At 34.2% G+C, this 14963-nt stretch carries 12 protein-coding genes; 6 read left to right on the top strand and 6 right to left on the bottom strand.

All coding sequences use genetic code 11. The annotated features are described in order from the left end of the window. Nucleotides 1-37: 37 nt before the first annotated feature. The 4 genes from rpsA to lon form a co-directional block, all read right to left on the bottom strand. Nucleotides 38-1867, bottom strand: a complete 1830-nt coding sequence (gene rpsA, locus GMA17_RS03510) for a 30S ribosomal protein S1 (protein WP_248399188.1) — start codon at nt 1865-1867, stop codon at nt 38-40. Between the two features lie 225 nt (nt 1868-2092). Continuing rightward, nucleotides 2093-2788: a (d)CMP kinase gene (gene cmk / locus GMA17_RS03505; RefSeq protein WP_248399186.1), complete on the bottom strand. Its 696-nt coding sequence runs from the start codon at nt 2786-2788 to the stop codon at nt 2093-2095. Beyond that, nucleotides 2789-3808: a type IX secretion system protein PorQ gene (gene porQ / locus GMA17_RS03500; RefSeq protein WP_248399184.1), complete on the bottom strand. Its 1020-nt coding sequence runs from the start codon at nt 3806-3808 to the stop codon at nt 2789-2791. A 116-nt stretch (nt 3809-3924) separates the two neighbouring features. Beyond that, a complete protein-coding gene (gene lon, locus GMA17_RS03495; protein ID WP_248399182.1) occupies nt 3925-6375 on the bottom strand; it encodes an endopeptidase La in 2451 nt (816 codons plus the stop codon). Between the two features lie 415 nt (nt 6376-6790). Between lon and GMA17_RS03490 the strand changes: the two genes are divergently transcribed. From GMA17_RS03490 to GMA17_RS03465, 6 genes are all read left to right on the top strand, one after another. Then, entirely contained in the window at nt 6791-7642 is an 852-nt protein-coding gene (locus GMA17_RS03490) for a DUF4412 domain-containing protein (RefSeq protein ID WP_248399180.1), read from the top strand. 478 nt (nt 7643-8120) lie between these two features. After that, complete coding sequence (locus GMA17_RS03485) at nt 8121-9362, top strand: hypothetical protein (protein ID WP_248399178.1); 1242 nt, start codon at nt 8121-8123, stop codon at nt 9360-9362. Nucleotides 9363-9715: 353 nt separating this feature from the next. Continuing rightward, entirely contained in the window at nt 9716-10279 is a 564-nt protein-coding gene (locus tag GMA17_RS03480; protein WP_248399176.1) for an RNA polymerase sigma factor, read from the top strand. 10 nt (nt 10280-10289) lie between these two features. Continuing rightward, nucleotides 10290-10844 (top strand): hypothetical protein, encoded by a 555-nt coding sequence (locus tag GMA17_RS03475; protein WP_248399175.1) that lies wholly within the window; start codon nt 10290-10292, stop codon nt 10842-10844. Nucleotides 10845-10854: 10 nt separating this feature from the next. Beyond that, nucleotides 10855-11949, top strand: a complete 1095-nt coding sequence (locus tag GMA17_RS03470) for a hypothetical protein (protein ID WP_248399173.1) — start codon at nt 10855-10857, stop codon at nt 11947-11949. Between the two features lie 37 nt (nt 11950-11986). Next, the gene (locus tag GMA17_RS03465; protein ID WP_248399171.1) at nt 11987-12709 is read left to right on the top strand and encodes a head GIN domain-containing protein; all 723 of its coding nucleotides are present in this window, start codon (nt 11987-11989) and stop codon (nt 12707-12709) included. Between the two features lie 83 nt (nt 12710-12792). Here GMA17_RS03465 and GMA17_RS03460 read toward each other — a convergent pair whose 3' ends face one another. Together GMA17_RS03460 and GMA17_RS03455 are read right to left on the bottom strand one after the other, a co-directional pair. After that, nucleotides 12793-13494, bottom strand: coding sequence for a hypothetical protein (locus GMA17_RS03460; protein WP_248399170.1), 702 nt, complete (start codon nt 13492-13494; stop codon nt 12793-12795). Between the two features lie 15 nt (nt 13495-13509). Then, the gene (locus tag GMA17_RS03455) at nt 13510-14907 is read right to left on the bottom strand and encodes an MFS transporter (RefSeq protein WP_248399168.1); all 1398 of its coding nucleotides are present in this window, start codon (nt 14905-14907) and stop codon (nt 13510-13512) included. Between the last annotated feature and the right edge of the window lie 56 nt (nt 14908-14963).

The raw sequence follows: 14963 nt of genomic DNA, 5'->3' as shown, positions 1-14963 counted from the left end.
AAATGGAAAGGCTTTTTAGTATTATAGAATGAAGAAATTATTTTCCTTCCATTTTATTTTTAAGAGCTTGTAAAGCATCATTGGCATCACCTAAAGTTGGTTTAGCTTCTGCAGCTGCGTTACTAGCAGCAGCTTTTACATTTGCAGCTTCTTCTTCTCTGAAGATTGCTGTATGCGATGCTACTACACGTTTGAACTCTTTGTTAAATTCAATGATTTTGAATTCAGCTTCTTCGCCTTTTTTCAATTTCTTGCCATCTTCTTTTTCAAGGTGACGAGATGGTACGAAAGCTACGATATCTTCATTAAAATCAATAGTTGCACCTTTGTCAACAATCTCCGTTAATTCAGCTGTATGAAGCGTTCCTACTGCGAATTCAGTTTCATATTTATCCCAAGGGTTGTCTGTAGTTTGTTTGTGCCCTAAACTTAATTTACGACCTTCAACATCTAATTCAAGAACAACAACATCTAATGTATCACCTACATTACAGAACTCACTAGGATGCTTGATTTTTTTAGTCCAAGATAAATCAGAAATGTAAATTAATCCATCAATACCTTCTTCTAATTCAACAAACACACCAAAGTTTGTAAAGTTACGTACAATACCTGAATGCTTAGAACCTACAGGATATTTTTTAGTAATATCAGTCCATGGGTCTGGCGTTAATTGCTTAATACCAAGAGACATTTTACGCTCTTCTCTATCTAATGTTAAGATAACGGCATCAACCTCATCTCCTACTGAAACGAAATCTTGTGCTGAACGTAAGTGTGTAGACCAAGACATTTCTGATACGTGAATTAATCCTTCAACGCCATCAGTAACTTCAATAAATGCACCGTAATCTGCAATTACAACCACTTTACCTTTAACTTTGTCTCCAACTTTAACCTCTTCACCTAATGCATCCCAAGGATGTTTAGATAATTGTTTAAGACCTAATTGGATTCTAGATTTGTTTTCATCAAAATCAAGAATTACAACATTTAATTTCTGATCTAACTCAACAATCTCATTTGGATGGTTGATACGAGACCAAGAAAGATCTGTAATGTGAACTAAACCGTCAACACCACCAAGATCAATAAAGACACCATAAGACGTAATGTTCTTAACAATACCTTCTAATACTTGTCCTTTTTCTAATTGACCAATAATTTCTTTCTTCTGCTCTTCAATATCAGCCTCAATAAGGGCTTTATGAGAAACAACAACGTTTTTAAATTCGTGGTTGATTTTAACAACTTTGAACTCCATTGTTTTATTAACATACTGATCGTAATCGCGAATTGGCTTCACATCAATTTGAGAACCTGGTAAGAATGCTTCAATTCCAAAAACATCTACAATCATACCACCTTTAGTTCTGCACTTAACAAAACCATTAACGATTTCACCTGTTTCATGAGCTGCATTAACGCGATCCCATGCTTTGATAACACGTGCTTTTCTGTGTGATAATACTAACTGACCTGTTGCGTCTTCACGAACATCAATTAATACTTCTACTTTATCACCAACTTTTAAATTAGGATTGTAACGGAATTCGTTTAATGAAATAACACCTTCAGATTTTGCGTTAATGTCAATAATGGCATCACGATCTGAAATGTGAATCACTTCACCTTCAACAACTTCATCATCTAAAGTGTCTACGAAATTTTCTGCTACTAATTTTTCAAATTCTTTTAATTGAGAATCTTCAACCTCATCAATACCTTCTTGGTAATTGTGCCAGTTAAAATCTTTTAAGAATTTTTCAGGGTTTGCTTGAGCTTCAGATACAACTGGAGCTTCTGCTGTTTTTACTTCTGTTGCTTCAGTTGCTTCAACTTCTGCTTGTTTTGCTTTTTCAGCCATTTAATATAAGTTAATACAATGCGTTAAAAGTTTTCAACTTCGCGAAACCGCAAGCGCATTGTGTTTTGTATTCTGTGTTGTTTTAGAAAATGGGCGACTAACACACAGAAGGATTATTGTTTTTTTAGTTTATTCCTTTTATTTTCTAACGCGTCGCTAAAAGGAGTGCAAAAATACTATATTTTCTGCAATTAAACAATAAGTAATTTTCTAAAAATTAAAGATTTAGTTATTTTCTTGAATCGCTGCTTCTGCCAACTTAACAATTTTTTGGAATTGTTGGTCCAGAGACAAATGAGAATTGTCTATTTCAATAGCATCATCTGCTTTTCTTAAAGGTGAATCTTCTCGGTTAGAATCAATATAATCCCGTTCTTGAATATTATGGAGTACATCATTATAGGTTACTACATCGCCACGGCTAATAAGTTCATCAAAACGACGCGTAGCACGCGTTTCTGACGAAGCCGTCATAAATATTTTGAGTTCTGCTTGAGGGAAAACAACGGTTCCTATGTCGCGACCATCCATAACCACTCCTTTTTCAGCACCCATTTTTTGTTGCTGTTTTACTAATTGGTAACGCACTTCTGGAATAGCAGCAACCTGACTCACAAAATTACTGACTTCTAAAGTGCGAATGGCTTTTTCTATATTTTCACCATTTAAATACACATCAGCAACATTTGTGGTTTCGTTTAGTTTGAAATAAACAACCACATCGTGAAGTTTGGATACCAAACCGACCACGTCAAATTGAGTCGAATTAATAAAACCATATTTCATGGCGTAATACGTCACGGCACGATACATAGCACCAGAATCCACATAAATATATCCTAAATGTTTGGCTAGTTGTTTAGCAACGGTACTTTTACCTGTTGAAGAAAAGCCGTCTATGGCAATGGTTATTTTTTGCATTTATCTTAAATCTAATTGCATGCCGAAAAAATTGGCATTGGATGCGCTTGTATATCTTACATGCGTAAAACTAAATCTAAATTTATTCAATTTCAGTCCAATTCCCGCAGAAATACCTGAAAAATTTCGTTGATCTACAATACGCAGCTCCTCACCCTTTCTGAAATTATAACCCAATCGGATATTAAAAGCACCTGCTGGAAAAATTTCAGCACCCAATATCGTATGTCTTATAACATTGCCAAAGAAACCAACTTTTTCTTGTGTTTGATTTCCTTCTAAATCCGTTTCAGCACGAGCCGGATTAGAAACGCCAATGGGCCATTTTTGTAAATTTTCAAAAGTAACGTGCCAACGTAATGGTACGTTTTCTAATGTTTGTGACATTCCAAAAGCGACTTCAAACGGCAACGGCTCATTTTGTCCTGCATAGGTTGTAATTTGTAATCCTAAATTGCGAACTACTAATGTAGCTTGAAATTCAATATCTTCATTTACATACATTAAACCAGCATCTAAAGCAGCTCCGAATGAGTTGTATTGTTCTAATTTGGATGTAATTAATTTAACAGTTCCTCCTAAATAAAAATCGGAATACCCAATTTGTCTGGAATGTCCAAAGGATATAGCCGCTTCATTTCCACTAAACGAGCCTGTGGCGTTTCCTTGTTCGTCATAACCATCAAAACTTCCGTAATTTATATAGGTAACACCTCCAAAGAATGTGAGTGTGCGTCTATCCCAAGTGTAACCATAAGCTGCCGTTCCATAACTTATGCCTCCTAAATAACTAGAGTAATTAAGCGCTAACTGATTATCCATTTCGTCATTTATAGCTGCAGGATTGGTTAAAGCTTGACTAACATCATAATCCAAATTGGTAAATACTTTACCACCTAAAGCGGCTTGACGTGGGGAAGAAATTAGATTTAAAAATTGATATGTAGATTCACCACCAACTTGCGCAATCGCAGAAAGGCATAAAAGCAAGCAAATTCCAGTGGTAATTTTCTTTAACATATAAGGTTACAACGAAAGTAAGTCTATCTATAAACGGCTGCAAGTATAATTTATTTTTACATCATAAAAAAACCTCGAAAATAATTTCGAGGTTTTAATCTATGTAATGTCACTTTTTACAGTTTTTTGGCATTCTTCACCTTCTGATTAGTGAGTGCTAACTTAATAACATCGCTCATTTCAGACACATAATGAAAGGTTAAACCTTTTAAATATTCTGGTTTTATTTCTTCAATATCACGTCTGTTTTCTTCACTTAATAAAATTTCTTTTATACGTGCACGTTTCGCAGCAAGAATTTTCTCCTTAATACCTCCTACTGGTAGCACCTTACCACGCAGTGTAATTTCGCCAGTCATGGCTAAACTATTTTTTACTTTTTTCTGTGTAAATAAGGAAACTAATGATGTTAACATAGTAACACCTGCACTTGGTCCATCTTTAGGGGTTGCGCCTTCAGGCACGTGAATGTGAACATTGTATTTATCAAAAACATCAGGGTCTAATCCTAAATCTTCTGCATTGGATTTAATATATTCCATGGCAATCGTTGCCGACTCCTTCATTACTTTCCCTAAATTACCGGTAACCGTTAAGGTACCTTTTCCTTTAGATAGAATAGATTCAATAAATAAAATATCGCCACCAACACGTGTCCACGCCAAACCTGTTACAACACCTGCAACGTTATTATTCTCATACTTATCGCGTTCCATTTTTGGGCCGCCAAGCACTTCAATAATATCTTCATTGGAAATTTTAACGTTATACGTTTCTTCCATAGCAATACTTTTGGCTGCATAGCGCACCATTTTGGCCAATTGTTTTTCCAAACCACGTACACCAGATTCCCGTGTATACCCTTCTACTATTTTCTCTAATTGCGGCTTGGCAATTTTAAGATGTTTATCCGTTAATCCGTGTTCCTTGAGTTGTTTTGGCAATAAATGGCGTTTAGCTATTTCCACTTTTTCCTCTATAGTATAACCCGTTACATTTATAATTTCCATTCTATCCAATAATGCTGGTTGAATGGTAGACAAACTATTAGATGTAGCAATGAACATGACTTTAGATAAATCGAAGCCCATTTCTAAAAAGTTATCATGAAATTCGCTGTTTTGTTCAGGATCTAAAACTTCCAGCATAGCAGACGAAGGATCACCTTGATGCGAATTAGACAATTTATCAATTTCATCTAAGACAAAAACAGGATTGGATGTTCCGGCCTTCTTTAAACTTTGAATAATACGCCCTGGCATAGCACCAATATAGGTTTTACGATGTCCGCGTATTTCCGCTTCATCTCGTAAGCCACCAAGCGACATACGCACATATTCGCGTCCCAATGCTTCGGCTACAGACTTTCCTAATGAAGTTTTACCAACACCTGGAGGTCCATATAAACATAGGATAGGCGATTTCATATCTCCTCGTAATTTTACGACCGCTAAATGTTCAATAATCCGACGTTTTACATCATCTAAACCGTAATGATCACGATCAAGAATACGCTGGGCGCGTTTTAAATCGAATTTATCTTTACTGAATGTATTCCATGGTAAATCTAGAAATAAATCCAAATAATTTCGTTGTATAGAATATTCGGCAACTTGAGGATTCATGCGTTGCATTTTAGCTAATTCTTTTTCAAAATGCTTGGCTTCCTTTGTTCCCCATTTCATTTTTTTAGAACGTTTACGCATGTCTTCTAATTCCTCATCATGACTTACACCACCCAATTCTTCTTGAATGGTCTTCATTTGCTGGTGCAAGAAATATTCACGTTGTTGTTGATTCATATCACTTTGAACCTTGGATTGAATATCGTTTTTAAGTTCCAATTTCTGGAACTCCATATTCATATATTTCAACGTTTCGAGAGCACGATCTTTTAAATCGTTTGTTTCTAATAAACTTTGTTTTTCCGTAACACTTAAGTTCATATTAGAGGATACGAAGTTTATTAAAAACGAATTACTCTGAATGTTTTTAATAGCAAACGATGCTTCACTTGGAATATTTGGGCTTTCCTCAATAATTTGAAGAGACAGTTCCTTTATAGAGTCTATAATAGCTTCAAACTCCTTATTTTGTTCAGCTGGTCTTGCTTCCGGAACATCTTCAATGGTTGCTCTTATATAGGGATCTTCTGTTAATACGTCCTTTATTTTAAAACGTTTTTTACCTTGAATAATAACCGTTGTGTTACCATCAGGCATTTTTAAAACTTTTAAAATACGCGCTACCGTTCCTGTTTCATGAATATCCGAAGCTTTTGGGTTTTCAACCGCTTCATCCTTTTGCGATACCACACCAATTACTTTACTGCCTTTATTGGCGTCGTTAATTAGTTTTATGGATTTATCACGACCGGCTGTAATAGGAATTACCACACCTGGAAACAAAACTGTATTTCGTAATGATAAAATAGGAAGCGTTTCTGGTAAAGCTTCGTTATTTATTTCTTCTTCATCTTCAGGTGTCATTAAAGGAATTAATTCTGAATTTTCGTCAAAATCTTGAAATGACAAACTGTCAAGGTTTAAAAAATTAGATTTCTTCATAGATATATTTAAGTCATTCTGTCATTAATTGGGGTTAAAAACAGAATCGTCTTTATGTTTTAATAATTCATTTTAGAAATATACAACTCGTAATCAGCTATTCATACCGTATTACAGCTGTATATATGCCTATAGTATTCAATTTATATGCCATGAATAAAAAGTCCCTTAAAACTAGTGCATTTTGCAATTATTCTTAAGGCTTATTTAATTCATACCTGCTTAAATATACATTTTTGTTAAATTTTCAGAGCCGCAAAACTTCGCGTATAACAACTCTATTGATAATGTATCAAGGGTTTAACAGGTTAGGAATAGTAGTTTGATAATTTATTTACTAGATAATTTATGGTTGATTTTGTTAACCTTTTATTTCGTTACACATTAATATATAGAAATATTAAACACACAAATTATGAGAAGATTACATGTATATGCCATTACAGCCCTATTAATTTTTGCATTTAGCGCGCCTTTACATGCCCAACGCGGCATGATTAAGCGAAAAATTAAAAATGATATGAAGGAGAAATATGCGGAACCGGAACGAGAAAAAGGACGCGATGCCCTCCGCGATGTAACCTACGAAAATGATACGCGCTACCCAATACCAGAGAATCCTGTAAAAGCCACACTAGCAATGGAAATTAAATCCTTTAAAAAAAATGGCAAATTAGATGATACAAATACCACAAAACTCGTTTTTGGTGAAACGGGTGAATGCATGATTATGAATGAAGATGATAAAAATGAAACCCGAATGCTTTTTGACTATAAAGGTGCAGCCATGTATATGGTAAATCCTAAACAAAAATCGGCTACAAAAATGCCTATGATTAATTTTCAAAAAATGGCGCAACGCATGGCGGAACATCAAATGGATTTGGATGACGATACTGGAACTTGGGAACGTACCAATGAGCAAAAGGAAATTAATGGTTATAATTCTCGTAAGTATATTTATACCAACGCAGAGGAGAAAACGATTACCCATGTTTGGGTTACCCAAGATATTACAATCGATTTAAGCGAAAACCATCTTTTTGGCGGACAGATAAAGAATTTTATAAATTCACCAGCCACGGCCAATTCAGCTTCAACAGACGAAAATGCACCAAGAGGCATGATGATACGAAGTGTTTATTTTGAAAAAAATCGAGACACGCCGAGTATGCAAATGGATATAACAGAGTTTAGTGAAAAGTCAGATCCTAAATATTTTGATTTAAGCAATTATGAGGTAGTTGACGTTTTAGGTAAACTATAATTTAAAATATCCATTTTATTATAAAAATAAGGTCTATTTATATTGTAGGACAACTTGCATTAACATCCAATAGGTTTGGTTAAAGCATACTACTGGATGATTTTTTATGGTAAACGTTTAGGATATATAAAATAATCCCATTGAAAACTATATCACAGATAGCTTACAGTTTTAACCATAATTTCAAATTATTATGGCGAACTGATAAATCGATTTCATAAAACACCCTAAATAACTCAAAAGTAACTAGGCCTTTATATAGAAAATTAAACTTTTTAAAAATTTATTAAGTAATGTGTTTACCTATCTTTTTTAAAACACTAAAGAAATATAAAACGGTTTCGATAACCGAGAAATTAAGAACAACGTTTTAAACTATAAAACCAAGCGTAATTCATCAAGGTCTTTTGCCTTTAGATATTACAAAAGAAAACACAGAATCTATTTTTGTTAAACTATATAATAAATAAAACTAATTATGAAAAAATTACAAATTACATTAAAACCATTAATCTTTTTACTTGCCATGGGCTTCGCTATTTCGAGCTGTAGCAGTGACGATAGCATAGAGCCAATTCCTCAAAATAATGTGCCACCAACACTTTTGGACTGCGATTTCTTTAGTGCTGGAGGTGATATTCATCTCGAAAATATACCGGATGCGCCAGTAGATTATATTATAAGTTGCGATCCTAGAATTAAAGCCAACCTACTAATTGACGCAGGTGTTGTAATTGCGTTTGAAAAAAATGCAGGATTACAATTTATAGAAGATGAAAATTATAAAATAGAAATGAGGGGAACCTCTAGCAATCCTATAATTTTAACAGGTACAGAAAAAAACAAAGGACATTGGAGAGGTTTATTAATGACTAGCGATAATCCTTCTAATATTATGAGCCATGTAACGGTTGAATATGCAGGTCAAATTCGTCCTGGAGGCTGGAACTATAAAGGTGCTGTTATAGGTTCTTGGGGAGCTGTTATGGAGTTGGATAGCTGCACCATTCAAGATTGTCAAGAAATAGGCCTGCATTGGGTAGGATACGCATCCACCTTAAACATTTCAAATTCAACGTTTACAAGGAATGATCTTCCTATTTTAACGAATCCAAATTTTATCAATTCTATTGATGAAACTAGTACCTATTCTGGAAATGTCAATGATTATATCCGGTTAGAACACACTGATGTTAATAAAGATATTACATTTCATAATATAGATGTACCATTTTTCTCCAATGGATTTAAGCCAAGCAATAGCGCTAAAAGGCGATTTACATTTAAGCCAGGTGTTACATTAATTATGGATGCAGGAAGTGAAATTCGTTTTAATAATGCGTTTTCTTACCAACATGAAACTATAATGGTTGGTACAGCAGACAATAGAATTACCATTAAAGGAAAAGAAGCGGTTCCAGGGTATTGGAAAGGAATAAGTATAGAATCTAATAGTCCATTAAATGAAATAAGGTTTTTAGATATTTCGGATGCTGGTAAAACTACAGGTTATCCAAATGGCGCTATAAAATTAGGACATACTGATTATTTAAAAATTCACGATGTTAACTTTATTAATTGCTTTGAATATGGTGTGAGCATCAATTATTATTATGGTTATAATTTTTTCCTCGAATATAGTAACCTCACATTGGATAATACACCAAAATTATTCTCAGATTGGCAAGGAGCGGAAGTTATTGATCCATATAATCCATAATAGATTTACGAGGTTTATTCCCAAATCTTTAATTAGTCTGTTAGACCATTAAAAAAAGCGTCCTTTTAGAATTAAATCTAAAGGGCGCTTTTTTCATTGGCCGGAAATAAAACACCCGTTAAATTCTATATTGTTTTATCGCCAATTCAAAAAATTCTACTAGTGATTTTATCTTTTATCTAAAATAATTCTACCACCTTCAAAACACGCATTCATTTCAATGAGAATTTGTTACAGAAGCTTCTTCAACTGACTTCTTAATTCATAAATTTAAAGAATATATAAACTTTTTTCTTTTCAACTGTAACAATTCGTTTTTTCTAGCATCTTTATAATAACAAACCGATTTATTCTTGACACTAACCACAAAAAATATTGAAGAGCTCATTGCTTTGTGCCAATCTGGTAACCAACAAGCGCAGTTGGAAATTTACAACAGATATTACAAAGCCATGTATAATACCGCTTTTAGAATTGTAAAAAACGCTTATGAAGCTGAAGATATTATGCAAGAATCATTTTTATCAGCCTTTACCAAGCTTGACACTTTGCAGGAAGCAGCAACATTTGGAGCTTGGTTAAAACGAATTGTGGTAAATAAAAGTATTTACCTGTATCATAAAAATGATAAGCACCAAAATGTTCCTGTAGACGCCGTTTTATACAAATTAGAGGATGAAAGCTCTAGTATAAGTAGTGAAGAAACAGAAAGTACCAATAAGGTGAAGGTAATTATTCAAGCCATAAACAGTTTAAAAGATAATTACAGAATTGCATTAACCCTCCATTTAATTGAAGGATATGATTATGAAGAAATTGGCATCATTACCAATGTAACCTATGCAAATTGCAGAACCACCATTTCACGTGCAAAAGAAAAATTAAGACAAGCCCTAGAGCCTATATTAAATTATTAAAACAGTTATTATGAAACCAGACGATTTAGATACGTTATTTACTGATTTACAAGCTGATTTTGATATAGAACAGCCTAAAGACAAACATGAAGAACGTTTTTTAGCAAAGCTAAATAAACAGGCAATCACCAATAAACCCAAACCTAAAGTTCGAAAACTGTGGTTACCAATTATAAGTATTGCGGCCTCCATTGTATTATTGGTCTCGCTAGCTATTGGATCCAATTCAAATTCAGAAATTACAGGATTAGCAAGCGTTTCGCCAGAAATGGCTAAAACAGAAAGTTTTTTTACAGCTACTATTTCTGCAGAATTAAAAAAATTAGAGGCATCCTCCAATAGTAAAACACGCTTACTTATTAAAGATGCTATGGTGCAGCTAAACAGATTGGAAGCTGAATATAAAATTCTTATTTCCGATTTAATTGAAAGCGGACAAGATCAACGTGTTATTTATGCCATGATTTCCAATTTTCAAAATCGTATTGAAGTTCTAGAAAACACCTTAAAACAAATTGAACATGTAAAAGCATTAAACAACAACTTATCAGAAAAAACTCTTTAAAATATACCTCATGAAAACAAACATTTTATATAAACTCGTCTTGATTTTCGCACTTTTACCTGTAGTAGTTTCAGCTACTACAAATCCTGAAAAGCGTGATAAACATTCTGAAGAAAAAACAATTAAGAAATCTTATAATGTCTCTAAAAACGCAACCTTAAAAATTGATAATAGCTATGGTAACTTAAATATTATTACATGGAATGAAAACCGCATTGAAATCACGGTTAATATTACTGTTAGCGGTAATAATGAAGATAAAGTGCGTGAAAAAATTGACAATATTAACGTCGATTTTGAAGCGAGCTCAAATTACGTTTCAGCAAAGACTATTTTTAGTAAAGGAAAATCTAATTCTTGGTGGAACTGGGGCAGTAACAGTAGTATTAATATGAAGGTGAATTATGTAATAAAAATGCCAATGACCAATTCCGTTGATTTGGATAATGATTATGGCAGTATTATTTTGGATAAATTAGAAGGAAACGCCAAAATTAATTGCGATTACGGTAAAATTACCACCAAAGAGTTAATGGGAAATACGAATGAGATTGAATTTGATTATACTAAAAATTCCTACTTTGAATATATAAACAACGGAACGATAAATGCCGATTACAGTGAGTTTACCGTTGCAAAAGCTAAAACTATCAACCTAGAAGCCGATTATACCAACTCCAAATTTGAAACCATTGAAGATTTAAAATACGATTGCGACTATGGATCACTTACAGCGGATAGAGCTAATAATGTTAGTGGCTCTGGCGATTATTTAACCATTGTTTTAGGCGATATCTATAAAAACGTATCAATCGATTCAGATTATGGTTCTATTAAAATAAAAAACATCAAAGCTACAGCTAAAAACATTACGATAGATTCCGATTATGTTGGAATACATATCGGTTTTGAATCGGGTTATCATTTCAACTTTGAAATAGATTTAGACTATGCATCGCTTCGCAGTCATGACGGCTTTGAATTTAATAAGAAACGTGATGAATCGACCAGTAAATATTATCAAGGGTATTACGGTTCTTCCAACACGAATAACTACATTAAAATTATTTCAGATTACGGAAGCGTAACCATTGACAAAAACTAAATAGTAATCAAGATAATAACCACTAAAATCAAACACTATGAAAAATCAAATTTTATTACTCACCATCTTATTAACCACTGCTGTTAGCTGCGCACAATTTGGTAAAAAAGTTTCAGGAAACGGCAACGTTGTAACTCAGGATAGAAACACCAGCGATTACTCCGAAATTAGTTGTGCAGGACCATTCGATTATATTTTGGTTTCAGGAACCGAAGGACAACTTACAATTGAAGGTGAAGAAAATTTGCTGAAACATGTCATTACCGAAGTAAAAAACGGAACGCTTTCAGTAAAAACAGAAAATGGCATTAATTTGAATACCAGTCGCGGAAAAACAATTAAAGTAACAATTCCTTTTAAGGATATTGAAGAAGTAAGTTTAGCAGGATCTGGAGATTTATACAGTAAAGACCAAATAACGGCTGATGAATTTGATGTTAATTTGGCTGGATCTGGAGACATTCGATTGGAAATAGTAGCCAACGAAATAGAAAGTCATTTGGCAGGTTCAGGCGATATTACATTAACAGGAAAAACCAGAGACTTGGAATTAAGTATTTCCGGTTCTGGAGATTATAGCTGTTATGGATTAGAAGCTGATAATACAGAGGTCACCATTTCGGGTTCTGGCGATGCTCAAGTTGTAAGTAATGCTTATTTAAAAGTGCGCGTTTCTGGTTCTGGAGATGTAACGTATAAAGGAAGACCAGCAAAAGAGGATACGAAGATTTCGGGTTCTGGGAGCGTGAGCATGAAGTAAAATACGGACGAATTTTATTAGGAGCGATACAAAAAACCCGAAGCACGTGCTTCGGGTTTTTTGTAAAGTGACATTAAGTTACCCTAATTTAATGTGTATTCTAATAATGTAACAGAACCACCGCCTGAGATATATTCAATTAAGCCAATATCCTTTGCGTAAAAATAATTCGCTTCTTCAGTTTGTCCCGATGCCGACACAACTAAATGCACATGTAAAACATTGGTATACGCGGTTCCCTCTACGGTTTTAGTCATATCCCGTTCAATCATCTCTAACGTATATAGTGCATTTACAGGTGTATCGGGAATTCCTGGTGCCCCATCTGTTGGCGTAAACGAAAGTGTATAGTTAACATTAGAACTCCATGTATCACCTACTTCTGCATCATCCTTAAGCATATTTACCACAAACGGTGTGGACTGCACCTCAAAACCAGGAAGCTCATAATAAATTTCATTGCGCACATAATAATTGGCACCTCCTTTACGCATCCATGCTGGAATCCCTAATAAATTATCAAACTCAAAGTAATTGAAACCATCAATGATTTCGGTTCCTATTATGGTATAGGTTTCTTCCGTTCCGCCTAAAGCATTATACGTCCATGTATTTCCCACCGCTCTTGGCCAGTAGTCTCCCGTTGTGTTGCCACTTGGTTCATTATTTCCATTACCTTCGGCTCCGTTTAAGCCGGCATCAAGCGGCTCATTATCACAAGCAGTAAACGTAATGAAAAAGATTGAAAGAGATAAAAGTGTCAAAGATTTGAGGTATTGTTTCATGTTCCTAGTTTTATATTAATTTTTTATTATGTTGTTCGATTCACGTGGCACTCTAAATAAGAGGAAAATTCCAAAGAGGAAAAATACGAATAAAAATAAAATGGCATTTCGCATGCTTCCCGTAATCTGATCTATAGTTGCAAAAATAATCATACCAATGACAATTCCTATTTTTTCGGCTACATCATAAAAACTAAAATAAGATGTGGTATCCGCAGTTTCAGGCAAGAATTTAGAATAGGTGGATCGTGCCAAAGCTTGAATTCCTCCCATAACTAATCCCACAAAACCTGCAGTAAGATAAAAATGAATAGGCGTAATAACGAAATAGGCAGCTAAACATAGCAGCATCCAAATAATATTTACAGCAATTAGCGTTTTAATATTTCCAAATTTTTCAGAAGCTCTAGATGTTAGAAAAGCACCTAGAATTGCCACCACTTGAATCACTAAAATACTGATAATTAAGCCAAAGGTTTTTTGACCATCGTCAGCCCATAAAATCTCCTCCTCGCCAAAATAAACCGCAATCAGCATAATAGTTTGTACGGACATACTGAAAACAAAAAATGCCGCTAAATAGCGTTTTAAGCGTAAATTTTCTTTTAATTGTCGCCATACTTGGCGTAACTCCCTAAAACCATTCAGTACCACATTCCGTGTTACTTTTCCGCCATTTTTAACGCCTTTAGGTAATATGTAAAAGGTGTATTGACTGAATAAAATCCACCATAATCCCACAGTTACAAATGCCACACGCATGGCTTCAACAGACGCCGCATTTTTAGCATCCTCCAATGCCAAAGCAATTTCGGCATTAGTACCGGTTTCTCTAATAGAATCGGCTATACTAATATCAAAGCCAAATACGCCAGGAAACATAACCAACCCTAAATTAAATAACAGGAGAATAACACTACCTACATACCCTAATGAAAATCCTCTGGCACTAATACGGTCTTGTTGCTCAGGAAATGCAATATCTGGTAAATAGGAATTGTAAAAAACCAAACTCCCCCAATATCCAATAAGCCCCATAAAATAACAGAGTAAACTAATGTAAATGTGATCTAAACTAAACCAATATAACCCAATGCAACCAATGCCACCCACGTAACAAAAAAACTTCATAAAGGCTTTCTTATTCCCTATATAATCGGCAATTCCAGATAATAAAGGCGACAAGATAGAAACTACTAGAAATGTAAACGCCGTTACAAATGTAATGAGTGCTGTACTCTTAAAATTGTAGCCAAAAGCCGATACGACCTTAATTTCCGAAATAAATAAGGACGAATAGAAAATTGGAAATATAGATGATGCTATGGTTAACGTATAGACCGAATTGGCCCAATCATAAAAAGCCCAAGCATTTAGAAGTTTTTTACTGCCTTTAGGTAGTGGTTGTTTCATAAAAAAAGCTGCTCTTTTTTGAGCAGCTCCTAAAGTAAACAAATATTTTTAAACAG

Source organism: Bizionia sp. M204, from assembly GCF_023205095.1.
Lineage (GTDB): Bacteria > Bacteroidota > Bacteroidia > Flavobacteriales > Flavobacteriaceae > Algorimicrobium > Algorimicrobium hallyeonense.
The sequence above is the reverse complement of the archived record's forward strand: the minus strand, read 5'-3'. Positions and strand labels throughout refer to the sequence as shown.

What these genes read in the sequence shown, in the direction of transcription:
- GMA17_RS03455 (WP_248399168.1), bottom strand. Translation starts at nt 14,907, where the DNA reads ATGAAACAACCACTACCTAAAGGCAGTAAAAAACTTCTAAATGCTTGG.
- GMA17_RS03490 (WP_248399180.1), top strand. Translation starts at nt 6,791, where the DNA reads ATGAGAAGATTACATGTATATGCCATTACAGCCCTATTAATTTTTGCA.
- GMA17_RS03465 (WP_248399171.1), top strand. Translation starts at nt 11,987, where the DNA reads ATGAAAAATCAAATTTTATTACTCACCATCTTATTAACCACTGCTGTT.
- lon (WP_248399182.1), bottom strand. Translation starts at nt 6,375, where the DNA reads ATGAAGAAATCTAATTTTTTAAACCTTGACAGTTTGTCATTTCAAGAT.
- rpsA (WP_248399188.1), bottom strand. Translation starts at nt 1,867, where the DNA reads ATGGCTGAAAAAGCAAAACAAGCAGAAGTTGAAGCAACTGAAGCAACA.
- porQ (WP_248399184.1), bottom strand. Translation starts at nt 3,808, where the DNA reads ATGTTAAAGAAAATTACCACTGGAATTTGCTTGCTTTTATGCCTTTCT.
- GMA17_RS03475 (WP_248399175.1), top strand. Translation starts at nt 10,290, where the DNA reads ATGAAACCAGACGATTTAGATACGTTATTTACTGATTTACAAGCTGAT.
- cmk (WP_248399186.1), bottom strand. Translation starts at nt 2,788, where the DNA reads ATGCAAAAAATAACCATTGCCATAGACGGCTTTTCTTCAACAGGTAAA.
- GMA17_RS03485 (WP_248399178.1), top strand. Translation starts at nt 8,121, where the DNA reads ATGAAAAAATTACAAATTACATTAAAACCATTAATCTTTTTACTTGCC.
- GMA17_RS03460 (WP_248399170.1), bottom strand. Translation starts at nt 13,494, where the DNA reads ATGAAACAATACCTCAAATCTTTGACACTTTTATCTCTTTCAATCTTT.
- GMA17_RS03470 (WP_248399173.1), top strand. Translation starts at nt 10,855, where the DNA reads ATGAAAACAAACATTTTATATAAACTCGTCTTGATTTTCGCACTTTTA.